The 23,331-nt window shown below is 71.6% G+C and carries 25 protein-coding genes; 5 read left to right on the forward strand and 20 right to left on the reverse strand.

Translation table 11 applies throughout. The annotated features are described in order from the left end of the window. Positions 1-23: 23 nt before the first annotated feature. Positions 24-875, forward strand: coding sequence for a tetratricopeptide repeat protein (locus AC3IYJ_RS31365; protein ID WP_489397881.1), 852 nt, complete (start codon positions 24-26; stop codon positions 873-875). Here the strand turns inward: AC3IYJ_RS31365 and AC3IYJ_RS31370 are convergent. Continuing rightward, positions 872-1,729 (reverse strand): aldo/keto reductase, encoded by an 858-nt coding sequence (locus AC3IYJ_RS31370; protein WP_489397882.1) that lies wholly within the window; start codon positions 1,727-1,729, stop codon positions 872-874. The two genes, AC3IYJ_RS31365 and AC3IYJ_RS31370, sit on opposite strands and share 4 nt — an antisense overlap. 45 nt (positions 1,730-1,774) lie before the next feature. On the opposite strand from AC3IYJ_RS31370, the gene AC3IYJ_RS31375 reads away from it, so the two are divergent. Further along, complete coding sequence (locus AC3IYJ_RS31375) at positions 1,775-2,779, forward strand: ketopantoate reductase family protein (protein WP_489397883.1); 1,005 nt, start codon at positions 1,775-1,777, stop codon at positions 2,777-2,779. Between the two features lie 16 nt (positions 2,780-2,795). On the opposite strand, the gene AC3IYJ_RS31380 is transcribed toward AC3IYJ_RS31375, so the two are convergent. The 14 genes from AC3IYJ_RS31380 to AC3IYJ_RS31445 form a co-directional block, all read right to left on the reverse strand. Further along, a complete protein-coding gene (locus AC3IYJ_RS31380) occupies positions 2,796-3,563 on the reverse strand; it encodes a sirohydrochlorin chelatase (protein WP_489397884.1) in 768 nt (255 codons plus the stop codon). Positions 3,564-3,568: 5 nt separating this feature from the next. Beyond that, complete coding sequence (locus AC3IYJ_RS31385; protein ID WP_489397885.1) at positions 3,569-4,459, reverse strand: ABC transporter permease; 891 nt, start codon at positions 4,457-4,459, stop codon at positions 3,569-3,571. Beyond that, the gene (locus AC3IYJ_RS31390) at positions 4,446-5,252 is read right to left on the reverse strand and encodes an ABC transporter ATP-binding protein (protein WP_489397886.1); all 807 of its coding nucleotides are present in this window, start codon (positions 5,250-5,252) and stop codon (positions 4,446-4,448) included. Before AC3IYJ_RS31390 ends, AC3IYJ_RS31385 begins: the two co-directional genes overlap by 14 nt. A gap of 35 nt (positions 5,253-5,287) precedes the next feature. Beyond that, on the reverse strand, positions 5,288-6,409 hold the full coding sequence (locus tag AC3IYJ_RS31395) for an aliphatic sulfonate ABC transporter substrate-binding protein (protein WP_489397887.1): 1,122 nt from the start codon (positions 6,407-6,409) through the stop codon (positions 5,288-5,290). Positions 6,410-6,620: 211 nt separating this feature from the next. Then, on the reverse strand, positions 6,621-7,961 hold the full coding sequence (locus AC3IYJ_RS31400; RefSeq protein WP_489397888.1) for a sulfate adenylyltransferase subunit 1: 1,341 nt from the start codon (positions 7,959-7,961) through the stop codon (positions 6,621-6,623). Positions 7,962-7,963: 2 nt separating this feature from the next. After that, positions 7,964-8,902, reverse strand: a complete 939-nt coding sequence (gene cysD, locus AC3IYJ_RS31405; RefSeq protein WP_489397889.1) for a sulfate adenylyltransferase subunit CysD — start codon at positions 8,900-8,902, stop codon at positions 7,964-7,966. After that, the gene (gene cysC / locus AC3IYJ_RS31410) at positions 8,899-9,444 is read right to left on the reverse strand and encodes an adenylyl-sulfate kinase (RefSeq protein ID WP_489397890.1); all 546 of its coding nucleotides are present in this window, start codon (positions 9,442-9,444) and stop codon (positions 8,899-8,901) included. Before cysC ends, cysD begins: the two co-directional genes overlap by 4 nt. Positions 9,445-9,497: 53 nt before the next feature. Next, the gene (locus AC3IYJ_RS31415; protein ID WP_489397891.1) at positions 9,498-10,211 is read right to left on the reverse strand and encodes a phosphoadenylyl-sulfate reductase; all 714 of its coding nucleotides are present in this window, start codon (positions 10,209-10,211) and stop codon (positions 9,498-9,500) included. Further along, a complete protein-coding gene (locus AC3IYJ_RS31420) occupies positions 10,208-10,387 on the reverse strand; it encodes a DpnI domain-containing protein (RefSeq protein ID WP_214956597.1) in 180 nt (59 codons plus the stop codon). The genes AC3IYJ_RS31415 and AC3IYJ_RS31420 overlap by 4 nt, the downstream gene beginning before the upstream one ends. Positions 10,388-10,415: 28 nt before the next feature. Further along, entirely contained in the window at positions 10,416-12,125 is a 1,710-nt protein-coding gene (locus AC3IYJ_RS31425; protein ID WP_489397892.1) for a nitrite/sulfite reductase, read from the reverse strand. A gap of 200 nt (positions 12,126-12,325) precedes the next feature. Next, on the reverse strand, positions 12,326-12,409 hold the full coding sequence (locus AC3IYJ_RS31430; protein WP_312847410.1) for a putative leader peptide: 84 nt from the start codon (positions 12,407-12,409) through the stop codon (positions 12,326-12,328). 223 nt (positions 12,410-12,632) lie between these two features. Then, positions 12,633-13,196, reverse strand: a complete 564-nt coding sequence (locus AC3IYJ_RS31435; protein WP_489397893.1) for a GNAT family N-acetyltransferase — start codon at positions 13,194-13,196, stop codon at positions 12,633-12,635. Positions 13,197-13,209: 13 nt separating this feature from the next. Continuing rightward, positions 13,210-14,544, reverse strand: coding sequence for a GAF domain-containing protein (locus tag AC3IYJ_RS31440; RefSeq protein WP_489402982.1), 1,335 nt, complete (start codon positions 14,542-14,544; stop codon positions 13,210-13,212). A 395-nt stretch (positions 14,545-14,939) separates the two neighbouring features. Next, positions 14,940-16,583, reverse strand: a complete 1,644-nt coding sequence (locus AC3IYJ_RS31445) for an acyl-CoA dehydrogenase family protein (protein ID WP_489397894.1) — start codon at positions 16,581-16,583, stop codon at positions 14,940-14,942. Positions 16,584-16,600: 17 nt separating this feature from the next. Here AC3IYJ_RS31445 and AC3IYJ_RS31450 point away from each other — a divergent pair, with 17 nt between their 5' ends. Together AC3IYJ_RS31450 and AC3IYJ_RS31455 are read left to right on the forward strand one after the other, a co-directional pair. Then, positions 16,601-17,716, forward strand: coding sequence for a YihY/virulence factor BrkB family protein (locus AC3IYJ_RS31450; protein ID WP_489397895.1), 1,116 nt, complete (start codon positions 16,601-16,603; stop codon positions 17,714-17,716). A 24-nt stretch (positions 17,717-17,740) separates the two neighbouring features. After that, the gene (locus AC3IYJ_RS31455) at positions 17,741-18,496 is read left to right on the forward strand and encodes a helix-turn-helix domain-containing protein (RefSeq protein WP_489397896.1); all 756 of its coding nucleotides are present in this window, start codon (positions 17,741-17,743) and stop codon (positions 18,494-18,496) included. Here AC3IYJ_RS31455 and AC3IYJ_RS31460 read toward each other — a convergent pair. Together AC3IYJ_RS31460 and AC3IYJ_RS31465 are read right to left on the reverse strand one after the other, a co-directional pair. Beyond that, positions 18,430-18,828, reverse strand: coding sequence for a VOC family protein (locus AC3IYJ_RS31460; protein ID WP_489397897.1), 399 nt, complete (start codon positions 18,826-18,828; stop codon positions 18,430-18,432). The two genes, AC3IYJ_RS31455 and AC3IYJ_RS31460, sit on opposite strands and share 67 nt — an antisense overlap. A 111-nt stretch (positions 18,829-18,939) precedes the next feature. Next, positions 18,940-19,713 (reverse strand): TetR family transcriptional regulator, encoded by a 774-nt coding sequence (locus AC3IYJ_RS31465; protein WP_489397898.1) that lies wholly within the window; start codon positions 19,711-19,713, stop codon positions 18,940-18,942. 445 nt (positions 19,714-20,158) lie between these two features. Between AC3IYJ_RS31465 and rsgA the strand changes: the two genes are divergently transcribed. Beyond that, positions 20,159-21,307 carry a ribosome small subunit-dependent GTPase A gene (rsgA, locus tag AC3IYJ_RS31470; protein ID WP_489397899.1) on the forward strand — a complete coding sequence of 383 codons (1,149 nt, stop codon included), beginning with the start codon at positions 20,159-20,161 and terminating at the stop codon, positions 21,305-21,307. Between the two features lie 69 nt (positions 21,308-21,376). On the opposite strand, the gene AC3IYJ_RS31475 is transcribed toward rsgA, so the two are convergent. From AC3IYJ_RS31475 to AC3IYJ_RS31485, 3 genes are all read right to left on the reverse strand, one after another. Further along, entirely contained in the window at positions 21,377-21,757 is a 381-nt protein-coding gene (locus AC3IYJ_RS31475) for a PPOX class F420-dependent oxidoreductase (protein WP_489397900.1), read from the reverse strand. Positions 21,758-21,818: 61 nt separating this feature from the next. Continuing rightward, positions 21,819-22,301 (reverse strand): DUF456 domain-containing protein, encoded by a 483-nt coding sequence (locus tag AC3IYJ_RS31480; RefSeq protein WP_489397901.1) that lies wholly within the window; start codon positions 22,299-22,301, stop codon positions 21,819-21,821. 24 nt (positions 22,302-22,325) lie between these two features. Further along, the gene (locus AC3IYJ_RS31485; protein ID WP_489402983.1) at positions 22,326-23,303 is read right to left on the reverse strand and encodes a helix-turn-helix domain-containing protein; all 978 of its coding nucleotides are present in this window, start codon (positions 23,301-23,303) and stop codon (positions 22,326-22,328) included. Between the last annotated feature and the right edge of the window lie 28 nt (positions 23,304-23,331).

Consider the following 23,331-nt stretch of genomic DNA (forward strand, 5'->3'; position numbering starts at 1 on the left):
CGCCGCGCTCTAGAGTGCCGTGCGTGAACGACTCCCTCAGCCCGCCGGACGGCGTACCGATACCGCCCGCCGAGGCGGAACTGATGGAGCGGGCCCGCGCGGCCGCGGAGGCGGAGGACTGGATCGCCGCAGGTCACGCCGGCGTAGCCGCCGCGATGCTCGGCAGCGCCGAAGGTGCAAGGCCGGCGAGCCAGGTGGCCGGGCCGATCAGGCAGCTCGCCGACGGCGGATCCGCTCCGGCAGCCGCGTTGCTCGCGGGGATCTTCCTGGAGTACTTCCACGAGTCGGCGTTGCCGATGGCCGTCGCGTATGCCAGGGCGGCGGCCGAAGCGGGTGACCCGGCGGGGCAGCGGACGTACGCCTACCTGCTCGCCGAAGGCGTAGGGGTGGAGGCGGACCCCGTCCGGGCGGTCGAGTTGTTCGCTGCGGCCAGTGAAGGCGGCGACGCCTTTGGCGCCTTCAACCTCGCCAAACGGACCGAGGACGCCGCCGCGTCGATGCTCTTGCTCCGGCGCGCCGCCGAGGGCGGTCTGCTGATGGCGGGGACTGCTCTCGGGGACCGGCTGTCTGCCCTCGACCGGGACGAGGAGGCCCTGCGCTGGTACGTCTGGGCGGCCGAGCGAGGGCAACGCGGCGCGGTCGTCACCGCCGCCTGCTGGTACCGCGACGGCTACGGCGGCCCATCGGACCCGGTGCAGGCGGTTCGCTGGTTCTTCGTCATGCTCGCCCACGGAAACGGGGACGGGGTTCACGAGGCCGTCCAGTTGGCCCGGCGTGCGGCCATGACGCATGAGCAGATCCGCGAGGCCGGGAGACTCGCCGGCGATCCGGGGGCGTCGGAGGTCCTGATCGGCACCCTCGGCGACACCCCCTAGCCCGCCAGCGCGTCCAGCAGGGTGACCTCGCGCTGGGTCAGGTGGATCGTTGCCGCGTCCAGGTTCTGCGCCAGGTGGTCCGGGGAGCCGGTGCCCGGGGAAGGGCAGAGGACCGGCGAGTGGTGGAGCAGCCAGGCCAGGGCGATCTGGCCGGTGGACGCGCCATGTTCGGCGGCCACCGCCGTCAGCGCGGCCGCGCTCTCGCGGGTCAGGGTGCCGCTGCCCAGCGGGTAGTAGGGGAGGAAGGCGATGCCGCGCTCCTCGCAGAGGGCGAGGACCTCCGCCGATCCGCGGTCGAGCAGGTTGTACGGGTTCTGGACACTGGCCACGGGGACCAGCGAGAGGGCTTCGCGCAGCTCCCGCGCCGTCACCGTGTTCAGCCCGATGTGGCGGATCTTGCCCTCCGCCCGGAGCTCGGCCAGCGTGCCCAGCTGCTCCGCCATCGGGACGGCCGGGTCGAAGCGGTGCAACTGGTAGAGGTCGATCCGGTCCAGGCGCAGCCTGCGCAGGCTCGACTCGCACATCGCCCGGAGGTCCTGCGGGCGGCCCGCCGCGTGCCACTGGTCGGGCCCCGTGCGCACCACCCCGCCCTTGGTGGAGACCACCAGCCCCTCCGGGTACGGGTGGAGGGCCTCGGCGACCAGCTCCTCGGCGAGGCCGGGGCCGTAGTTGTCGGCGGTGTCGATCAGGGTGACCCCGCGCTCCACGGCCGCGCGCAGCACCGTACGGGCTTCGGCGCGGGTGCCGCGCGGGCCCCAGTAGCCTGCGCCGACCAGTCCTCCGGTGCCGAGCCCGAGGCGGCGCAGGGGCAGGTCCCCGCCAAGGGTGAACGTCTCATCCACGTCAACAGACATGGCCCGACGGTAGCCCAGGGCCGTGGATGTGCCAGGCTCGTGGGCATGCGTTACATCATCATCGGCGCCGGGGCGATCGGCGCGACCATCGGCGGACGGCTCGCGGACTCCGGCAATGAGGTCGTCCTCGTCGCGCGGGGCGCCCACGCGGAGGCCCTCCGGGCGGACGGGCTGCGGCTCACGACGGCGGACGGGGAACGCGTCCACCGGCTGCCCGTGGTCGGCGGACCGGGAGACCTCGGTGAACTGCGGCCGGACGACGTCCTGTTGCTGACCGTCAAGACCCAGGACGCGCTCGCCGCGCTCGACGCGTGGGGCGACGCCGAGGTCGAGGGCGGCGGCACCGCGGCGCAGCGGCTGCCGGTGCTGTGCGCGCAGAACGGCGTGGAGAGCGAACGCCTCGCCCTACGGCGCTTCGCGCGCGTGTACGGGGTCTGCGTGTGGCTGCCGGCGACCTTCCTGGAGCCCGGCGCGGTATCGGCGCTGTGCGCCCCGCTGACCGGGATCCTGCACATCGGGCGGGCCGCCGGCGGCCCGGCGGACGGGAAGGCCCGGCGGATCGCCGCCGACCTGGAGAAGGCGGGCTTCGAGGCGCCGGTCGTCGACGACGTGATGCGGTGGAAGTACGCCAAGCTGCTGGGCAACCTGAGCAACGCGATCCAGGCGACGACGGGGCCGGAGCCGGAACCGGCCAAGGGCGCGCTGCTGCTGCGGGCCATCCGCGAAGCCAAGGCCGTCTACGAGGCCGCGGGGATCGAGTACGCCTCGGAGGCGGAGCAGTCCGAGGCGCGCGACGGCAAGGTGGAGCAGCCGGCGGGGGTGCGGGGCGGGTCGTCCTGGCAGTCGCTGGCGCGGGGGACGGGGTCGGTGGAGGCCGACTATCTCAACGGGGAGATCGTGTTGCTGGGCCGCCTGCATGGCGTGGTCACGCCCGTCAATGACACGCTGCGGCATGCGGCGAACATCTTTGCCCGGGAGGGTCTTCCGCCGGGTGCGATGTCCATCGCGGACCTGACGGCCCTGGCCGATGAGGCGGTGGCGCGCGCCTGAGCCGATGAGAGGCGGCTTAGGCCGTCAGGGCCGGGATCCGGGACGGGGTCGCCGCGTCGTACCGGGTGAGCAGCAGACGGGCCAGTTCCGGAGAAGGGCCCAGGACAGCGGACAGGACGTCCGCGCCCGCGGCTTCCGCGCCGGCCGCGATGCGGTCCGGGAGTCGGCCGGGGGCGATCACGTACGGGGCCACGGCGATCCGGCGGACGCCCTCAGCGCGCAGTGCCCGTACGGCGTCCTCCGTCCGGGGAAGAACAGCGGAGGCGAACGCAGGCCGCACGGCGCACCAACCGGTGTGCCGCCACTCCCGCGCGATTTCAGCGATCACTGCGATCGCCTCCGGGTCAGAGGAACCGGCGGACGCGAGCACCACACCGGTGGTGGCGCGGTCCGCCGGGGTGAGGCCGGCTTCCCACAGGCGGCGCTCCAGGTTCGCGAGCAGCAGCGGGGAAGGGCCGAGTACGTCCGCGATGCGGATGGAGAGGTCCGGCAGGTGGGATCCGGCTCCCGAAAGCACCGCCGGGATGTCGGACTTCGCGTGGAACGCCCGCGTCAAGAGCAGTGGCAGGGCCACGATCTCCCGTACGCCCGACAGGTAGAGGGAGGCCACCACCTGGTCGACGGTCGGGGTGTCGAAGTCCAGGAAGGCCGTTTCCACGCGCAGTCCCGGCCGCAGCGCCCGTACCCGCCGGGTGAGGGCGTGGACGGTCGCGGCGTGCCGCGGATCGCGGCTGCCATGGGCTATGACCAGCAGGGCGGGGGAGTGGGCGGAGTCCGTGTGCATGGTGATCAGCTCTTGACGAGGAGGCCGCGGGTGCGCAGCACCCACCGCTCGACGGGGCTGAAGATCAGCAGGTCGATGGCGATGCCGACGACGAGGATCAGGATGATGGCGAGGAACACGCCCGGCAGGTCGATGTTGTTGCGGGCGTTCTCCAGCAGCAGGCCCAGGCCGAGGCCCAGGTCCGGGGAGGACGCGATGAGTTCCGCGGCCATCAGGGAGCGCCAGGAGAAGGCCCAGCCCTGTTTGAGGCCGGCGACGTAGCCGGGGAGTGCGGCGGGCAGGACGATGTGCCAGGCGCCGCGGAGTCCGGTGGCGCCGAGGGTGCGGCCGGCGCGGAGGTGGAGCGGGGGGATCTGGTCGACGCCGGAGACGAGTCCGTTGGCGATGGAGGGGACGGCGCCGAGCAGGATGACGGTGTACATCATGGTGTCGTTGAGGCCGAACCAGAGGACGGCCGGGGGGACCCAGGCGACCGAGGGCAGGGATTGCAGGCCCTGGAGGATGGGGCCGATCGCGGCGCGGACGAACTTGACGCGGGAGACGAGCAGTCCGAGGGGCGTGCCGATGGCCAGGGCCAGGAGGAAGCCGAGCAGACCGCGCGAGACGCTGGTCCAGACGACCTCGAGCAGGGTGCCCTTGAGCCACATCGCGGTCAGGCTGTCCCACACCGCGGACAGCGCGGGCAGTTTGGTCTCCTCGACGACCTTCGCGGTGACGAGGATCTGCCAGACCACCAGGACGAGTCCGACGGAGAGGACCGGCGGGAGGACCTTCTTGACGAGGACTTCGCGGACCGGGGTGCGGTGGGTCTGGACGGCGTCGAGGGCGTCGAGGCCCGCTTCGAGTCCGGCGAGATCGTCGGCCTTCGCCTTCGGGGTGGTGTCAGTGCTGGCCATGGCGGCGGATCTCCCCACGCAGGTGTTCAGTGATCTCGAGGGACAGTTCCGCGACGTCGGCGTCTTCGATGCGGCGGGGCTGGGGGATGCCGACGGTCCATTCCTTGGCGATCCGGCCGGGCCGGGAGGAGAGGAGGACGACGCGCTGGGCGAGGCGGACGGCTTCGCGGACGTTGTGGGTGACGAAGAGGACGGAGAGACCGGTCTCGGCCCAGATGCGGGTGAGTTCGCCGTGCAGGACGTCGCGGGTGATGGCGTCGAGTGCCGCGAACGGCTCGTCCATGAGGAGGAGTCGGCTGTCCTGGGCGAGGGCGCGGGCGAGGGCGACGCGCTGGCGCATGCCGCCGGACAGTTCGTGGACGCGTTTGCCGTGGGAGCCGGTGAGGCGGACGAGTTCCAGGAGGCGTTCGGCTTCGGGCTTGCGGTCGGCTTTGGCGACTCCGCGCAGGCGCAGGGCGAGTTCGATGTTCTTGCCGGCGGTGAGCCAGGGGAACAGGGCGTGTTCCTGGAACATCAGGGCGGGGCGGCCGCCGGGGGTCTCGATCGATCCGGTGGTGGGTTTGTCGAGTCCGGCGACGAGGTTGAGGAGGGTGGACTTTCCGCAGCCGGAGGCGCCCAGGATGGTGACGAACTCGCCGGGAGCGACATCGAGGCTGATGTCGTCCAGGACGAGCTGCGATCCGGCCGGGCCGGAGAAGGACTTCGAGACGTGCTCGATGCGGGCGGCGTGGTGGTGCTGCTCCGCGACGGCGCTTTCGGCAGCCTTGGCGAATGTGGTGGCCATGGTCGTCACCTCCTGGGATTCGAGACGGTTACGGGGCTGCGGGGTTACTTGGTGCCGAGGCCGGCGTCGGAGACTTCGGGCTTGCCTGCGGCCTTGAGGACCTTGTTCAGGAGCGTGAGGTCGTAGATCCCGGCGAGTTGGGGCTGCTCGATGAGCTTGGCCTTGACCGCCCAGTCCGACTCGGTCTTCAGGGTGGAGGCGAGGGGGTCGTCGGTGACCAGGATGGAGGTCCAGGCGGGGTCGATGACCTTCGCGTCGAGGGCCTTGCCGCTGTCGGCGGCGAGCTTGGCGTTGGCGGAGGCCTTGGCCTTGTCGGGGTTGGCGTTGATCCACTCGTTGGTCTTCACGGTGCCCTTGAGCACGGCCTCGACGACGTCCGCGTGTTCCTTGAGGAACTTCTGCGACACGATGATGTTCGTGATCACGAACTTCTTGTCGGGCCACAGGGAGGTCTCGTCGAGGAGGACGGAGCCGCCGTCGGAGACGAGCTTGGAGGCGGTGGGCTCCGGCACCCAGGCGCCGTCGATGGAGCCCTGCTTGAACGCGTCGGGGGTGACCTTGTTGTCGGTGCGCACGACGGAGACGTCGCCCTTGCCGGACTCCGGATCGACGTTCCAGCCCTTCTCCGCGATCCAGTTGAGGAACGCGACGTCCTGCGTGTTGCCCTTCTGGGGGGTGGCGATCTTCTTGCCCTTGAGGTCGTCCAGGGTCTTGATCTTGTCCGGGTTGACGACGAGCTTGACGCCGCCGGAGGCGGATCCGGAGATGATCCGCAGGTTGGAGCCCTTGGACTTGACGTAGCCGTTGATCGACGGGGAGGGGCCGATGAACCCGATGTCGAGAGAACCGCCGTTGAGGGCTTCGATCTCGGAGGGTCCGGCGTTGAAGGTCTGCGGCTTGACCGTGGTGCCGCCCAGCTCCTTCTGGATCAGTCCTTCCTGGAGACCCACCAGCGCCGTGGCGTGGGTCAGGTTCGGGAAGTAACCGATACGGACCTCCGAAGCCGACAGCGCCTTGTCGCTGGCGACGCTCGGCTTCGCGGCGTCTTCCTTCTTGGCCTCGGAGCCGTAGCCGCAGGAGGCGAGCGCGCCGATCAGGAGCGGCAGGGCGGCCGCGGCGGCGAGGCCGCGGCGCAGGGTCTTAGCAGGGGTACCGATGGCAGGCACGGGAGGACTTCCTCTCGTAGCGTCGTTTCACGACGCACGTCTTCGTCTGTGGAGCAAGGGCGGGTACAGCTCGTGGAGGGTGAGGGCGCGCATGCGGTGCGCGTACGTCATCGCGCACATCGCGCCACCCCTCCCTGGCCGCTGCCGAGGGCGCCGCTGCCGACGCGGCCGCCCTCCTTCGCGAAGGTCGAGTAGATGTCGGCAATCATGATCAGAAGTCCCAGCCCTCTTCATCGGCCTGGACGGTGGTCGCGGCCTGCGAGGCGAAGGATTCGCCGACCATGCCGGCCGCCAGCGTCGTGCCGTCGGCCGGGTCGATCAGCAGGAAGGAACCGGTGCGGCGCGAGTCGGCGTACGAGTCGAGCGCGAGCGGCTCGGCGGTACGGACGACGACGCGGCCGATGTCGTTGGCCACGAGCTGCCCGGGGTTGGGGTGCTGGGACAGGTCGTCCAGGGTCAGCCGCGAGGGGATTTCCTTGACGATGGCCTTGACCGTGCGCGTGGTGTGCTTGATCAGCACCCGGGCGCCCACGGCCAGCGGCTGGTCCGCGACGTGGCAGACCGTCGCGATGACGTCCTGCGTGGTAGCGGGAGCGTTCGAGGACGGGGCGATGAGGTCACCGCGCGAGATGTCGATGTCGTCCCGCAGACGCAGGGTCACCGACTGCGGGGCCCAGGCGATGTCCACGCCCTGGCCGAGCGCGTCGATGCCCTCGATGACCGAAGTACGGCCCGACGGCAGCACGGTGACGGCCTCGCCGACCCGCAGCACACCGGAGGCGATCTGGCCCGCGTAACCGCGGTAGTCGGGGTGTTCGGCGGTCTGCGGCCGGATCACGTACTGCACCGGGAAACGCGCCGGGCAGGTGGTCAGGTCGTGGCTGACCGGGACGGTCTCGAGGTGTTCCAGGACGGTGGGGCCGCCGTACCAGTCCATGTGCGCGGAGGGCTCGACCACGTTGTCGCCGGCCAGCGCCGAGATCGGGATCGCGGTGATCTCCGGGACGCCCAGGTCCTTGGCGTACGCGGTGAACTCCTCCGCGATCTTCGCGAAGACGGCTTCCTCGTAGCCGACCAGGTCCATCTTGTTGACGGCCAGGACCACGTGCGGGACGCGCAGCAGCGCGGCTACGGCGGCGTGGCGGCGGGTCTGTTCGATGACGCCGTTGCGGGCGTCGACGAGGACGACTGCGAGGTCGGCGGTGGAGGCGCCGGTGACCATGTTGCGGGTGTACTGCACGTGCCCGGGGGTGTCGGCCAGGATGAACCGGCGCCGGGTGGTGGCGAAGTAGCGGTAGGCCACGTCGATGGTGATGCCCTGCTCGCGCTCGGCGCGCAGGCCGTCGGTGAGCAGCGCCAGGTCGGGCGTGTCCTGACCACGCTGGGCGGAGACCGCCTCGACGGCTTCGAGGGTGTCGGTGAGGATCGACTTGGAGTCGTGCAGGAGGCGTCCGACCAGGGTGGACTTGCCGTCGTCGACGGAACCGGCGGTCGCGAAGCGCAGCAGTGTGGTCGCCGAGAGGTCGGCGAACTGCTCGGTGGTGGAGGTCATGGTTAGAAGTACCCTTCGCGCTTTCGGTCTTCCATCGCGGCCTCGGACATCTTGTCGTCGGCGCGGGTCGCGCCCCGCTCGGTGAGACGGGAGGCGGCGATCTCGGTGATCACGGCGTCCAGCGTGGTGGCATCGGAATCGACGGCACCCGTGCAGGACATGTCACCGACCGTGCGGTAACGGATCAGGCGGGTCTCGGGGACCTCGTCCGCCTTCGCGCCGCCCCACTCGCCGGCCGTCAGCCACATCCCGTTGCGCTTGAAGACCTCACGCTCGTGCGCGAAGTAGATCTCCGGCAGCTCGATCTTCTCCCGCGCGATGTACTGCCACACGTCCAGCTCGGTCCAGTTGGACAACGGGAACACACGCACATGCTCACCCGGCGCGTGGCGGCCGTTGTACAGCTGCCACAGCTCGGGACGCTGACGGCGCGGGTCCCACTGGGAGAACTCGTCCCGCAGGGAGAAGACGCGCTCCTTGGCGCGGGCCTTCTCCTCGTCACGCCGGCCGCCGCCGAACACGGCGTCGAACTTCAGCCGCTGGATCGCCTCCGTGAGCGGGACGGTCTGCAGCGGGTTGCGGACCCCGTCCGGACGCTCGCGCAGCTTCCCGGCGTCGATGTACTCCTGGACCGAGGCCACGTGCAGCCGCAGCCCGTGCCGGGCCACCGCACGGTCCCGGTACTCCAGGACCTCCGGGAAGTTGTGACCCGTGTCCACGTGGAGCAGGGTGAAGGGGACCGGCGCCGGCGCAAACGCCTTCAGCGCCAGATGCAGCATCACGATCGAGTCCTTGCCGCCGGAGAAAAGGATCACCGGCTTCTCGAACTCCCCCGCCACCTCACGGAAGATGTGCACGGCCTCCGACTCGAGGGCGTCGAGGTGCGACAGCGCGTACGGCGCGTCCGTCCCCTCGTGGACGTGTGCGACGGTGGCGCTCATGCCAGGCCCCTCTCGGTGAGCAGCGCGTGCAGGGCCGAAGCCGACTCCTGCACGGACTGCGTGTGCGACTCGATGCGCAGGTCCGGGGAGTCCGGTGCCTCGTACGGGTCGTCGACCCCGGTCAGACCGGAGATCTCGCCCGCCGCCTGCCTGGCGTACAGGCCCTTGACGTCACGCTCGGAGCAGACCTCGACCGGGGTCGCCACATGGACCTCCAGGTATGAAGTGCCCTCGGCGCCATGGCGCTTGCGCACGGCCTCACGGCTGTCCGCGAACGGCGCGATCACCGGGACGAGGGCCTTCACGCCGTTGGACGCGAGGAGTTCGGCGACGAACCCGATCCGCTGCACATTGGTGTGCCGGTCCTCGCGGCTGAAGCCCAGACCCGCGGAGAGGAACTCGCGGATCTCGTCACCGTCGAGGACCTCCACACGGTGGCCCTCGGCACGCAACCGCTCCGCCAGCGCGTAGGCGATCGTGGTCTTGCCCGCGCTCGGCAGCCCGGTCAGCCACACCGTGGCGCCCTGGTCGCTCACGCTCATCTGGTTCGTCTCCGTCGGTTCAGTACGTTCATCGGTCACGCTCGAGGCCGCCATCAGCCGTGCAGTCCGCACTCGGTCTTCCCACGCCCCGCCCACCGGCCGGCACGGGCATCCTCGCCCTCCACCACCCGCCGGGTGCACGGAGCACAGCCGACAGAGGCGTAACCGTCCATCAGCAACGGGTTGGTGAGAACCCCGTGCTCCAGGACGTACGCATCCACGTCGTCCTGGGACCAGCGGGCGATCGGCGAGACCTTGACCTTGCGGCGCTTCTCGTCCCAGCCGACCACCGGGGTGTTCGCCCGGGTCGGGGACTCGTCGCGGCGCAGGCCCGTCGCCCATGCGTCGTACGCCGTCAGGCCCTCTTCGAGGGGCTTGACCTTGCGCAGCGCGCAGCACAGGTCGGGGTCGCGGTCGTGCAGCTTGGGGCCGTACTCGGCGTCCTGCTCGGCGACGCTCTGGCGCGGGGTGAGGGTGATGACGTTGACGTCCATCACGGCCTCGACCGCGTCACGGGTGCCGATGGTTTCCTCGAAGTGGTAGCCGGTGTCGAGGAAGACCACGTCCACGCCGGGGAAGGCGCGGGAGGCGAGGTGGGCGACGACCGCGTCCTCCATGGAGGAGGTCACGGCGAACTTCTTGCCGAAGGTCTCGGCCGCCCAGGTGAGGATCTCCAGCGGGGAGGAGTCCTCCAGGTCGCGGCCCGCCTGCTCGGCCAGCGCCTTGAGCTGGTCCGTGGTGAGACTCGCGTCTTGAATCGTGGTCATATCTCGTCCCCTCCAGCGTCGTTGGACTGAACACCCCGGGCCAGCAGCCCGAGGTACTTCAGCTGGAAGGCTCGGTTGCAGGCCCTGCATTCCCAGGCGCCGTGGCCTGTTTCGTTCGGGAACAGGTCCTCGTCGCCGCAGTACGGGCAGTAGAACGGTGCGGCGCGCTCGCTCATCCTGTGCTCCTCGTGTCGTTCACTGCGTTCACGACAAATCCTCGTCCTTGGCGCGGGTCACCCAGGCGGCGAAGCGCTCGCCGTCCTCGCGCTGGTTCTCGAAGCGCGTGACGACCCGCTCGACGTAGTCCGGCAGACCGGCCGAGGTGACCTTGAGACCACGGACCTTGCGGCCGAATCCGGCCTCCAGGCCGAGTGCGCCTCCCAGGTGGACCTGGTAGCCCTCGACCTGGTTGCCGTCGTCGTCCAGGACCAGCTGGCCCTTGAGACCGATGTCCGCCACCTGGATACGGGCGCAGGCGTTCGGGCAGCCGTTGATGTTGATGGTCAGCGGCTCGGCGAACTCGGGCAGGCGGCGCTCCAGTTCGTCGATCAGCGAGGCGCCGCGCGCCTTCGTCTCGACGATGGCCAGCTTGCAGAACTCGATGCCGGTGCAGGCCATCGTGCCGCGCCGGAACGGGGACGGCTTGACCCGCAGGTCCAGCGCCTCCAGCGCCTCGACGACCGAGTCGACCTGGTCGGCCTCGATGTCGAGCACGATCATCTTCTGCTCGGCCGTGGTGCGCAGCCGGCCGGAGCCGTGCTGGACCGCGACGTCCGCGATCTTGGTCAGGGTGGCGCCGTCGACGCGGCCCACGCGGGGTGCGAAGCCCACGTAGAACTTGCCGTCCTGCTGCTGGTGGACGCCGACGTGGTCGCGCCACTGGCCGCTGGGCTGCTCGGGCGCGGGGCCGTCGGTCAGCTTGCGCTTCAGGTACTCGTCCTCCAGGACCTGGCGGAACTTGGCCGGACCCCAGTCGGCGACGAGGAACTTCAGGCGGGCGCGGGTGCGCAGGCGGCGGTAGCCGTAGTCGCGGAAGATCGAGATGACGCCCTCGTAGACGTCCGGGACCTCGTCCAGCGAGACCCAGGTGCCCAGGCGCACGCCCAGCTTGGGGTTGGTGGAGAGGCCGCCGCCGACCCAGACGTCGAAGCCGGGGCCGTGCTCGGGGTGGGTGACCCCGACGAAGGCGATGTCGTTGATCTCGTGCGCCACGTCGAGCAGCGGCGAGCCGGAGATCGCGGACTTGAACTTGCGGGGCAGGTTGGAGAAGTCCGGGTTGCCCACGATGCGCTTGTAGATCTCGTCGATGGCGGGGGTGCCGTCGATGATCTCGTCCAGCGCGATGCCGGCGACGGGCGAGCCGAGGATGACGCGGGGGGTGTCACCGCAGGCCTCGGTGGTCGAGAGGCCGACGGCCTCCAGACGGCGCCAGATCTCCGGGACGTCCTCGATGCGGATCCAGTGGTACTGCACGTTCTGCCGGTCCGTGAGGTCGGCGGTGCCGCGGGCGAACTCCTGCGAGATCTCGCCGATGACGCGCAGCTGCTCGGTGGTCAGCCGACCGCCGTCGATGCGCACGCGCAGCATGAAGTACTTGTCGTCCAGCTCCTCCGGCTCCAGGATCGCGGTCTTGCCGCCGTCGATCCCGGGCTTGCGCTGGGTGTACAGCCCCCACCAGCGCATACGGCCGCGGAGGTCGTTGGGGTCGATCGAGTCGAACCCCGCCTTGGAGTAGATGTTCTCGATGCGCGCCCGCACATTGAGACCGTCGTCGTCCTTCTTGAACTGCTCGTTGCCGTTGAGGGGCGTGTGGTGTCCGACGGCCCACTGGCCCTCACCGCGGTGACGGCCGGTCTTGCGGCGCGCGGCGGCGCCGGGTGCGGCGGCTGCGGTCGTTTCGGGGATGGCGGCCATGGCGGTACGTCCTTCTTCGGCGGCTCGAGGCAAGGGCAGGGGGCGGAGCGGCGGCGTGACCCCTGGAGCGCATGGAGCGGATGTGGCTGGTCACCGCCTTTTTGGGGCGGCGCCGGCCTACAGGGGGCTGCGGTGATCATCTGTTTTTACGGCGGGCGCGGCGGCTGCGCGCTGTACGCCGTGCGGCGGTGCTGGTTCCCTCAGCGTGCCGGACAGATGGCGCTGGACATGCGGCCGAGGTCGACGTGCCGCCGACTCACCAAGGCAATTCCAGCTCCGTTCATGGCGGAAGCGTGGCATGTGGCGATTGGAGGAGTCCACTACTGTCCACAATCCGGACGAACTCGTCTCGCATCGCAAGATCCCGGTGATGGGGGTCACCTCGGGGGCCCCTTTTGCCCCATCGGACCCGGTCCGTGGGCCGCATACGGCCCACGGACGGAGCGGAAAGGTGAGATCGGGCCCCTCGGGGCCCGGACAGCGGCCGAGGAGAGGCCTAAGAGAGGTCTAGGCGCCCGGCCAGGGGCCCGGGGTGGGGGCGGACTCCTTGGGCTCCGATTCCTCACGGAAGACCTTGAAGCCGCGGCGGACGTAGTTGGACATGGCCGTCGGGCCGTCCTCACTGCACGTGTGGAGCCAGACCCGGGTGGTCGGGGACAGCGACGGCCAGCGGGAAGCGAGGGACCAGGCCGCCTCGACGCCCACCGACAGCAGGTGCCCGCCGATCCGGCGGCCCCGGAAATCGGGGAGGAGGCCGAAGTACATGATCTCCACCACACCGTCCGGCTGAGGGTCGAGTTCCACGTAGCCCGCGGGCGTGCCCCGGTCGTACGCCACCCACGTCTCCACGCCGGGGCGCTCCAACTGCTCCACCCACTGCGCGCGGGTCAGCGCCAGCCGGTCCGTCCAGTGGATGTCGCCGCCCACCGAGGCGTAGAGGAAGCGGCTGAACTCCGGGGACGGGACCTCCGACCGGACGATCCGGATCTCCGGTCCGGGGACGGCCGCCGCGACGAGGTCGGACGGCGAGGTCATTTCCAGGGACCAGGTGGTCAGCGTGATGGTGCTCATGGACGCCAGGGAATCACATTCCCCAGTCGTCGCTCGGGGGACCCCCGGCAGAGCCGCCGGGACCCCCGGGGCCTCCGCGCCCCCCGGCAGGGATCTCGGACCCCGGACGGGACAGCCGGGCCCTGATCACCGCCGGGGCCGTGGAGTGCGGCAGCAGGGCGGCCGGGTTCCCCGGGCGGATCAGTTCCACCTCCACGTCCTCCGCGAAGCGGTACGGGCGGTGGGTCAGGACGCCCGCGAGGTTGCGCCGGACCCGGGACATCTCCGCGCGCACCGTCACCGTGCGCGTCGGGTCGCCGAACAGCTCCTGGGAGAGCTCGGCCGCCGAGCGCCCCCGGGGGGTCTCCGCCAGCAGGAACAGCAGCTCCGCGTGGCGCGGGCTCAGCTCCTGGGACCAGCTGCCCGAAGCCCCGTAGACGGTGGCCAGCCACGCCCCCGGCCGGCTGAGGTCGAGGACGACGCGGGCGGCGGCCTCCGGGCCGCTGCGGACCTCCGCGACGTTCAGCAGCCAGCCGCCGGGCAGGGGCTCCACCAGGCAGTCGCCGAGCTGCGGCACCCACACCCGGCCCGGCCGGAAGGACTTCGGCAGCGGGATCCGGTCCGTCGGCGCGAGCCCGGTGACGGCCGCCGTCCAGCCGTGGCTGTCGACGGCCACCGCGCGGCCGGGCAGCCGGGCCAGCAGCGGGGCCGCGACGGAGCGCAGCCGCTCCAGGGACTCCAGGTGCCGGATCCGCAGCTCCCGCTCCGCGAGCCGGGCCACCGAGCTCACCCAGGCCAGGGTCGCCGGGTGCATGGTGGCCAGCGGGCCGCTGACGTCGACGACTCCGAGCAGCTGCCCGTCCCGGGGATCGCGTACGGGGGCTCCCGCGCAGGTCCAGTCGTGGTGGCTGGAGACGAAGTGCTCCGCCGAGAACACCTGGACCGGTCTGCGGGCCACCAGGGCGGTGCCCACCCCGTTGGTGCCGACCACGGCCTCGTCCCAGTCGGCTCCCACACCGAAGCCCAGCCGGTCCGCCTTGCGCAGGATGGAGGAGTGGCCCTCGCGCCAGAGCAGCCGCCCGTCGGCGTCGGCGACGACCATGATGTGCAGGGCCTCGTCCAGCGCGGGCAGCAGCCCCTCGCGCAGGACGGGCAGGAGTTCCCGTAGCGGGGAGGTCTGGCGCCGTTCCTCGGTTTCGGCGGCCGACAGCATCCGGCTGCGGCTGTCGCGGTCCGGGTGGACCCCGCCCGCCAGCATCCGGCGCCAGGACTCGGCGATCTCCGGGCGCGGTGCGGCCGGCGGCCGGTCCCCGGCGAGCGCGGCCTCCCGTACTCCTTTGAGCAGACGTGCGGCCTCCCGCGCGTCCATGGCCGAGATGCGTGCTGCATCGACCGCGCTGCCTGTGGTGTGAGCCACCGAAACCTCCCCGTGTGGAGCGTGTGGTGCGTCGGTGCGGGTCGTGCACGTGGTGCTGGTCGTGCACGAGGTGCTGGTTGTGCCGGTCGTGCACGTGATGCAGGTCGTGCACATGGTGCGCGGCGCAGGTGGTACGCCGTGCGGGTGATGTCTCAAAGGTTGCAACGTCATGCAACTCTCGCCAACTCCCGGTCGGTCGACCGAAACTGTGCGGACGTCGCCGAGCGACGTTGCAGCTCCTTCCTCGGGGCTTCTCGGATCAGGGGTGGTGCCGAGTCGGCGCGGCGCCATCCCTGTTACCGGTCGACGGGCCCGGATCCATGCCCGCGGCGGTTTGGGGACCACCGCTAGCCCGCGATCCGGGCCCGTTCCACGACGGATCGCAGGTCCAGGCTGTGCGGCAGCGTGCCGAAGGCCGCGCCCCAGTCGCCACCCAGCCGTGAGGCGCAGAAGGCGTCCGCCACCTCCGGCGGGGCCCATCGCACCAGCAGGGATCCTTGCAGCACCAGGGCCATCCGCTCCACCACCCGGCGTGCCCGTGCCTCGATCCCCTCCAGGTCCGCGAGCTCGGTCAGCAGGTTCTTGATGGCCGAATCCAGTCGGTGGTCGGCGCCGCGCGCCAGACCGACCTCCTGGAGGAACGCGCCCAGCGCCAGGGGCTCGCGCTGGAGGGCGCGCAGCACGTCGAGTGCCTGTACGTTGCCCGATCCCTCCCAGATGGAGTTCAGGGGGGACTCGCGCAGCAGTCTGGGCAGCCCGGACTCCTCGACGTAGCCGTTTCCGCCCAGGCACTCCAGTGCCTCCGCCACCATCGGCGTACAGCGCTTGGTCACCCAGTACTTCGCCACGGGTACCGCGAGGCGCAGGAAGGCCCGCTCCTGCTCGGTGCCGGCGTCGTACGCGGCCGCGAGGCGCAGGGTCAGGGTGGTGGCGGCCTCCGACTCCAGGGCGAGGTCGGCGAGCACGTTGCGCATCAGCGGCTGGTCGATGAGCGGTGCTCCGAAAGCAGAGCGGTGCTCCGAATGGTGAGCGGCCTGTGTCAGCGCCTGCCGCATCAGCGAGGCCGAGCCGATCACACAGTCCAGCCGGGTGGCCGCGACCATCTCGATGATGGTCCGCACCCCCCGGCCCTCCTCGCCCACCCGCCGCGCCCAGGTCCCGTCGAACTCCACCTCGCTCGAAGCGTTCGACTTGTTCCCCAGCTTGTCCTTCAGCCGCTGGATCGCGAAGACGTTGCGCGTGCCGTCCGGCAGCACCCGGGGCACCAGGAAGCACGTCAGCCCTCCCGGCGCCTGCGCCAGCACCAGGAACCCGTCGCACATCGGCGCCGAACAGAACCACTTGTGCCCCGTCAGCAGGTACTCGCCCGAGGTGTCCAGCGGCACCGCCGCCGTCGTGTTCGCCCGTACGTCGCTGCCGCCCTGCTTCTCCGTCATCCCCATCCCGAAGAGCACCCCGGCCTTCTGACCGGCCGGTCGCAACCCCTCCTCGTACACGTGCGAGGTCAGCCGCGGCTCCCATTCGGCGGCCAACTCCGGATCGGTCCGCAGCGCGGGCACCGCCGCGTGCGTCATCGAAACCGGGCAGCCGTGCCCCGATTCCGCCTGCGACCACACGAAGAACCCGGCCGCGCGCCGCAGATGCCCCGCCGGACGCCCCCACGCGTCCGTGAGCCCGGCGCCCACCGCGTGCCCCAGCAGCCGGTGCCACGCGGGGTGGAACTCCACCTCGTCGATCCGGTTGCCGTACCGGTCGTGCGTCCGCAGTTTCGGCGGGTTCTCGTTCGCCTGCGTCCCCCATTCCTGGGCCTGCCGGGAGCCGGCCGCGCGGCCCAGCTCCGTGAGCTCCTCCCCGACCTCCGCGGCGAGTTCGGGCGCCGCGCCCGCGAGATGCCGCTCCACGCCCTCGCTCAGGACCTGGTCGCTGCCGTAGACGTCGTAGCCCGTGAGGAGCGGGGCCTGATTGGTGACTGTGTGGGTGGTGGCTGCCATGCGGATACCGTAAGGACGTGCAGCCAGCAAAAGAAACACCCGAGCGGATCCCAGGGCGGCTCCACCGGGCCCGAGTCCTCTACCGCAACGTCTCCATGCGCAAGATGGCGTGGCTGCTGCTCAAAGACACCGTCAACTCGTGCATCGAGTACCGGATCCTCGGACTCGCCGCCGAGGCGGCCTTCTTCACCCTGCTCTCGCTGCCCCCGCTCTTCCTCGGCCTGCTCGGTCTGCTCGGCTACGTGGACGGCTGGTCGGGCGGCACCACCGTCGCCAGCATCGAGGAGAACATCCTGCGGGCGGTCGGCACGGTCCTCTCCGACCGGGGCGTCAACGACATTGCCAAACCGATGCTCGACGACGTCACCAACCGGGGCCGCCCCGACCTCATCTCCCTCGGCTTCGCCTTCGCCCTGTGGTCCGGTTCGCGCGCCGTCAACGTCTTCATCGACACCATCACCGTCATGTACGGGCTCGACGGGCAGCGCGGCATCGTCAAGACCCGGCTGCTGGCCTTCCTCCTCTACGTCATCGCCCTGCTGATCGGCGCCATCGTGCTGCCGCTTATGGTGGTCGGCCCGGACGCGGTGGTGCGGCTGTTGCCGTGGAGCACGGAAGTGATCGCGGTCCTGTACTGGCCCGTCGTCACCCTGCTCTGCATCGCCTTCCTGACCACGCTCTACCACGTCTCCGTCCCCGTCCGCTCGCCCTGGATCGAGGACGTACCGGGCGCGCTCGTCGCCCTCGCGATGTGGGTGCTGGGCTCGTTCCTGCTGCGGATCTACCTCACCAACACCGTGGAGGGCCCGACGATCTACGGATCGCTCGCCGCCCCCGTGGCCGTCCTGCTGTGGATCGGCATCTCGGCCTTCGCCGTCCTCGTCGGCGCGGCCGTCAACGCGGCCATCGACCGCGTCTGGCCCTCGGTGGCCACGGCGGCCGCGCGCGAGGCGAACGAGCGGGTCCGCGAGGCGGAAGCCGCTCAGCTGGTCGCCCGCGCCGCCGCCTGGCGGGCGCTCGCCGAAGGCGAGTCGGAGGACGACGAGGACGACGACATGCCCTCGGAGTTCCCGGAGCGCTGGTCGAAGTTCCTGCCGCCGGAGGACTACCACTCCCGGCTGCGCAAGCACTGACCCGCCGGTCGTAGCCTGAGGGACGTGTACGAGGAACGGCCGTCCCGGGTACTGCCCGGCGCCGTGCTCTGGCGGGCAGCCGGGGCCGGCGGCGGGGTGGTGCTGCCCGACGGCTGCATGGACCTGCTGTGGGTCGACGGGCGGCTCCTGGTGGCCGGACCCGACACTGCGGCCCACCCGGCCGGCGAGGTCCCCGGCACCCGCTTCGCCGGGATCAGGCTCGCCCCCGGCACGGCGCCCGCGCTGCTCGGCGTACCGGCGAGCGCGCTGCGCGACCGCCGGGTCGAACTGGCCGACCTGTGGCCGGCCGCCGAGGTACGGCGCCTCGCGGCCCGGGTGGCCCCGTACGAGGATCCGTGCTTGGGACTGGAGGAGCTGGCCCGGCTCCGCGCGGGCGAAGGCGGCCCCGCGGACGCGCTGGCCCAGGAGGTCGCGGCCCGGCTGCGGGCCGGGCAGGGCGTGGCGGCCGTCGCGGCGGCGGTCGGCCTGGGGGAGCGGCAGCTGCACCGGCGCTCACTGGACGCCTTCGGATACGGCCCCCGGACGCTGGGGCGGATCCTGCGCCTCCAGCGGGCCCTCGCACTGACCCGGCGCGGGCTGCCGCACGCGGAGGTGGCCCACAGGGCCGGCTACGCCGACCAGGCGCACTACGCCCGCGAGGTACGGGCCCTGGCTGGGACCACGCCAGGGGCCTACGCGGCGGGGGCGGGCGGTCAGGCGGTGTCGGCCGGGGCGAAGAGGGAGACCCCGCTGCCGTCCGGGTCCAGGACCACGGCGTAGCGCTGTCCCCAGAAGGCGTCCCAGGGCTTGAGGTGGCCGGTGTGCCCGGCCCCGGTCAATTCCGCGTACAGGGAGTCCACCCCGGCGGGGGAGTCGCACAGGAACGCGAGCCCCACCCGGCCGTCGCTCTCGGGCCGGGTCCAGGACGGGTCGAAGGAGCGGATGACGTCCTCCGTGTCCCAGCCGATCCGCAGACCGCCCGGCAGGACGGCCTCCACGTGCGGCTGGGAGTCGGCCGGGGCCGGGACGTCGATGCCCAGGCGGCGGTAGAAGGCGAGTGAGGCGGCCATGTCGGAGACGACGATGCCGATCATGTCGAGTCGGGGAGTCATGCCGTCAGGTTAGGTTCGGCCGGGGCCGCCGGTCTTGAAGGAATCGGACATGGGCGGGCCGCGAGGCGGGTCGTGGGGCGCGGGTCATGGGCCGGGCCACGGGACGGGACCTCACCCGGCGTCCTCCTCCTGCGGCAGGTGGCGGTAGACGGTGGCCCGGGAGACGCCGAGCGTGGCGGCGATCGCCGTGGCGCCGCTGCCCGCCGCGTGCATCCGGCGCGCGGCCTCGGTCATCGCCGTGGTCATGGCGGCGGGCCGCCCGCGCCGTCCCCCCGGCGCGGGACGCCCGGCCACGGCCGGGTAAGGGTGCTCGGCGGACCCGTCCAGCAGGCGTCGTACGCCGTCCAGGACGGCCGCGCGCAGCTCCGGCACGGGGGCATCGGTGAACAGGACCGCCGGACCGGAGAGCATCGCGATGGCCTGAGCGGCCCGCACCCGCTCGGCGAACCCGGGATCGGCCCCCGCGACCAGGGCGTTCGCCCGGAGCATCGCGTCCCGCAGGCGGGCGAAGGCCGGCCCGGGGGTGGCCACGGCCATGTCCTGGAGGTTCAGCCGGAGCAGGTGGCGGTGGCTCAGCCAGGTGTCGAGGACCCCCTCGATCGCGGCCCAGCGGACCCGGTCGGCCCGGTCGGCCCGGTCAGTTCGGTCGGCCCGGCCGGTGCCACCTGCTCCCGGGGCTCCGGCGGTTCCACCGGCCCCGGTGGCCGCGGCGCGGGACATGGCCGCCGTCAGATCGCGGAGCATCGGCTCCACGAGGGCGCCGAGGATGTCGGCCTTGCCGGGGAAGTGGTACAGCACCGCCGGCTTGGAGACGCCGACCCGCTCGGCGATCTCGCGCAGCGAGGTCTCGTGGAAACCGTGGACCGAGAACAGTTCCGTGGCCACCCGCAGAATCCGCTTCCTGGTGTCCGAGGCCGTCTCGGAAACCGGCTCGTCGCACGGGGCGGACCGGCCGGTCCGCGTCTCGTAAAGCGTCTCAGAATCTGCGAGCTCAGAGTTGTCCACGCGGAGCAGCCTAACTCCTCGAACGACTTGGGATCCGGAACCGGACGGGATTCCTGACCGACGGTAAGTCCCGGCCGGTCGCGATGCCGTGCGGAGAAGAATCCGTGGAAGAACCCGAAAAAGAATTGGCGCGGGCCCGAAGGACCTTGTTACGGTGGGGACGTTCCCGCCGATCGGTGCGGGACCGCTCGTCAGCACGTGTGTGTACGACTCGGAGGTGAGTTCATTGATGACTGTCATGGCGCAGGGCGTTGCCCGCACTCAGAAGACCATCAATGTCACTTCCGTGGTCTCCGGCTGACCTCTCCTCATCTTTCGCGCCCGAATGCGGCGCGCACCGCCGGGGCCACCCTGTGAAGGGTTTCCCTTGTCTTTCTCTTCTTTCCCGCAGGCTCTGCTCCCGCACGCTCTCGCCCCCTACGGCTGGGACGAAGCCTGGGCCGCCGAATTCGTCCCGTACGCCGAAGAGGGCCTCGTGCCCGGCCGGGTGGTACGGGTCGACCGGGGCCAGTGCGATGTCATGACCGCCGACGGAATCGTCCGCGCCGACACCGCGTTCGTCACCCCGCACGACCCGCTCCGGGTCATCTGCACCGGAGACTGGGCGGCGGTGGAGGCACACGGCAGTCCGCGCTACGTGAAGGCGTACCTGCCGCGCCGGACCGCCTTCGTGCGGTCCACCTCCTCGCAGCGGTCCGAGGGCCAGATCCTCGCCGCCAACGTCGACCAGGCGATCATCGCGGTATCGCTGGCCGTCGAACTCGACCTGGGCCGCATCGAGCGCTTCCTCGCGCTCGCATGGGAATCCGGGGCTCAGCCGCTGGTCGTCCTGACCAAGGCCGACCTGGTCCCGGACCCGGTCACGCTCGGTCACATCGTCCAGGACGTGGAGGGGGCGGCTCCCGGAGTCCCGGTCCTGACCGTGTCCTCGATGACGGGACAGGGTACGGACGTACTCGCCGCGGTCGCCGCGGGGGGTACGAGCGTGCTCCTGGGAATCTCCGGCGCGGGCAAGTCCACCCTGGCCAACACCCTGCTCGGGGAGGCCGTGATGGAGGTCCAGGAGGCTCGTGAGGTCGACGGCAAGGGCCGCCACACCACCACGACGCGCAACCTGCTCGTCCTGCCGGGCGGCGGCGTGCTCATCGACACCCCCGGGCTGCGGGGCGTGGGGCTGTACGACGCCGGAGCGGGCGTCGGGCAGGTCTTCTCGGAGATCGAGGAGTTCGCTTCGCAGTGCCGGTTCCACGACTGCGCGCACGAGGCGGAGCCGGGGTGCGCGGTCCGGGGGGCGGTGGACTCGGGAGCGCTGCCCGAGCGGCGGCTGGAGAGCTACCGCAAGCTGCTGCGGGAGAACCAGCGGATCGTCGCGAAGACCGACGCGAGGCTCCGGGCGGAGCTGAGGCGCGACTGGCGGCTGCGCTCCGCGGAGGGCCGCGCGAACTATTCGGCGAAGCGGACCGGACGGGCCTGAGGCACCGTCCGGGCCCCGGTCACGGCCACCCGCAGCCCCCTCGGGGCCGCGGGTGGCCGTGGCCGCGGGCTACGCGTCGTCGAGACCCCAGGACAGGACGCGGTCGGGGTGGATCCGGATGACCTCCGGGCTGAAGTGGGGACCCAGGGTGTGCGGGCCGGTCTCGAGCGTCGCGTGGCCGCGGATCTCCAGGCCCCGGACCTTCCACGGCCTGGTGCTCACCAGGTCGTCCACGACCAGGGACAGCCGCGGGTTCCCCGCCAGGTTGCGCCACTTCTTCGTCCGGCCCATCGCCAGTCCGCCCACCAGGACCGTTCCGTCGTCCTGAGGGAAGAACCCCACCGGGTTCGCCTGCGGCTGCCCGGTCGCGTCCACGGTCGCGAGCCGCCCCAGGTGCTGCGACCGCAGGTATGCCAGTTCCGGCTCGCTGAAACCCTCGAAGTCCGTCATGGGGGAGACGATCCCAGGCCGGCCCGCGCCGCACATCGGGCCAATGGCCTACGACCGGGGCCTACGCCCACAGCAGGGTGCCGACCCACGCCCCCACCACCAGCAGGCACGCGAACAGTTCCACCAGCACGCTCGTCCCCACTGCCCGCATCACCGACCGGACGGAGGCCCACGCCTCCCCGTGCGATCCCAGACGCCCCCGCTCGCACAGGTAGATGCCGCCCACGAACCCCGGAACCGCCCCCACCACCGGCACCAGCACGAAGCCCAGTACCGCCCCGGCGCCCGCGTACGCCACCATCCGGCGGGTCACGCCCACGCCCCGCAGGCGGCGCGGCGGCAGCAGCCACTTCACCACCTGGACCACCAGCAGCAGGGCCGTGGCCGCGGCCAGCAGGGTCCAGGCCGCCGCCGACCGCTCGTGCAGGGCCCACCACAGCAGGCCGGCCCAGACCAGCCAGGTCCCCGGGACGCCGGGGACCATGACCCCGACCACTCCGAGCAGCAGCACCAGCCCCACCAGGAGCAGCTGAGGCAGATCCATCTGCTCAGCCTGCCTGCCCCGGGGCTATCGGGCCACCCAGCCCCGTTCGTAGGCGTGCCAGCCCAGCTGGAGCCGGGTCGTGACCCCGGAGAGCTCCATCAGCCCCTTGACCCGCCGCTGGACCGTGCGCAGGCCCAGTTCCAGATGCTTCGCCACGCTCGCGTCCGTCATGCCGGCCAGGAGCAGCGACAGGATTTCGAGGTCGGTGGCGTCCGGGCCGCCGTCCCCCTCCTCGGGCGCGCCGGAGGAGCCCAGCCGCAGCGGCAGGGACTCCCGCCAGACCGCCTGGAAGAGCCCCATCAGGGATTCCAGCAGTCCCGACGCGTGGACGACCAGCGCCGCGGGCTCCGCGCCGCGGGCCGTCAGCGGGACCATCGCCAGCGCCCGGTCCGCGATCATCAGCTTGGTCGGCACCTGGCCCGTCACCCGGATGTGCTCCCCGCGGGCCAGCGCCGAGGACGCCTCGCGGATCCCGCTGGGCAGCGCGAGGACCTCCCGTTCGATGACGACCCGGTAGGAGACGCCCCTTACGGAGGCCCGGTCCTCCGCCTCGTTGTCCGTCCCCGTCACCACCTGCGGGCGGCCGCTGACCAGCGCGCACACCTCCTCCACCGCGCCCAGCTGGAGCTGGTGGAAGCGGTGGGCCACCGCGCTGGCGCCCGTCACCACCTCGACCAGGTCGTGCACGGCCGGCTCGGCGGCCTCCGCCCGGTACTCCTCGGCCAGCAGCGCCGCCGCGAGCTCCGCCTGTTCCAGCTCGTGCCGCTGCTGGGTGAGCAGCGCACCGAGCGCCACCCCGGGCGGGGCCGCCACCCAGCGGCCCGGCCGGGCGGAGGACTGGGCGGCGAGCCCCTGCCGCTCCAGGTGGCGCAGGGCCCGTTCGGCCTGCTGCACCGGCAGCGTCAGCCGGTGCGCGAGATCGGGTATCTCCGCCGCCCCCAGCGCGACCAGCGCGCGGTACGCGGACTCCTGCCCCTCGTCGAGACCTATCGCACCCAGCAACCCGTCCACCCAGCCCTCTCAGTGCCGT

The sequence above is a fragment of the Streptomyces sp. GL_140 genome (genome assembly GCF_057834465.1).

Excerpts from the sequence above, each read along its gene's own strand:
- AC3IYJ_RS31425 (WP_489397892.1), bottom strand. The coding sequence starts at position 12,125 with ATGGCCGCCATCCCCGAAACGACCGCAGCCGCCGCACCCGGCGCCGCC.
- AC3IYJ_RS31460 (WP_489397897.1), bottom strand. The coding sequence starts at position 18,828 with ATGACTCCCCGACTCGACATGATCGGCATCGTCGTCTCCGACATGGCC.
- AC3IYJ_RS31415 (WP_489397891.1), bottom strand. The coding sequence starts at position 10,211 with ATGACCACGATTCAAGACGCGAGTCTCACCACGGACCAGCTCAAGGCG.
- AC3IYJ_RS31435 (WP_489397893.1), bottom strand. The coding sequence starts at position 13,196 with ATGAGCACCATCACGCTGACCACCTGGTCCCTGGAAATGACCTCGCCG.
- rsgA (WP_489397899.1), top strand. The coding sequence starts at position 20,159 with ATGCGGCGCGCACCGCCGGGGCCACCCTGTGAAGGGTTTCCCTTGTCT.
- AC3IYJ_RS31380 (WP_489397884.1), bottom strand. The coding sequence starts at position 3,563 with ATGCACACGGACTCCGCCCACTCCCCCGCCCTGCTGGTCATAGCCCAT.
- cysD (WP_489397889.1), bottom strand. The coding sequence starts at position 8,902 with ATGAGCGCCACCGTCGCACACGTCCACGAGGGGACGGACGCGCCGTAC.
- AC3IYJ_RS31430 (WP_312847410.1), bottom strand. The coding sequence starts at position 12,409 with ATGAACGGAGCTGGAATTGCCTTGGTGAGTCGGCGGCACGTCGACCTC.
- AC3IYJ_RS31440 (WP_489402982.1), bottom strand. The coding sequence starts at position 14,544 with ATGGACGCGCGGGAGGCCGCACGTCTGCTCAAAGGAGTACGGGAGGCC.
- AC3IYJ_RS31400 (WP_489397888.1), bottom strand. The coding sequence starts at position 7,961 with ATGACCTCCACCACCGAGCAGTTCGCCGACCTCTCGGCGACCACACTG.
- AC3IYJ_RS31370 (WP_489397882.1), bottom strand. The coding sequence starts at position 1,729 with ATGTCTGTTGACGTGGATGAGACGTTCACCCTTGGCGGGGACCTGCCC.
- AC3IYJ_RS31445 (WP_489397894.1), bottom strand. The coding sequence starts at position 16,583 with ATGGCAGCCACCACCCACACAGTCACCAATCAGGCCCCGCTCCTCACG.
- cysC (WP_489397890.1), bottom strand. The coding sequence starts at position 9,444 with ATGAGCGTGAGCGACCAGGGCGCCACGGTGTGGCTGACCGGGCTGCCG.
- AC3IYJ_RS31475 (WP_489397900.1), bottom strand. The coding sequence starts at position 21,757 with ATGACGGACTTCGAGGGTTTCAGCGAGCCGGAACTGGCATACCTGCGG.
- AC3IYJ_RS31385 (WP_489397885.1), bottom strand. The coding sequence starts at position 4,459 with ATGGCCAGCACTGACACCACCCCGAAGGCGAAGGCCGACGATCTCGCC.
- AC3IYJ_RS31420 (WP_214956597.1), bottom strand. The coding sequence starts at position 10,387 with ATGAGCGAGCGCGCCGCACCGTTCTACTGCCCGTACTGCGGCGACGAG.
- AC3IYJ_RS31375 (WP_489397883.1), top strand. The coding sequence starts at position 1,775 with ATGCGTTACATCATCATCGGCGCCGGGGCGATCGGCGCGACCATCGGC.
- AC3IYJ_RS31480 (WP_489397901.1), bottom strand. The coding sequence starts at position 22,301 with ATGGATCTGCCTCAGCTGCTCCTGGTGGGGCTGGTGCTGCTGCTCGGA.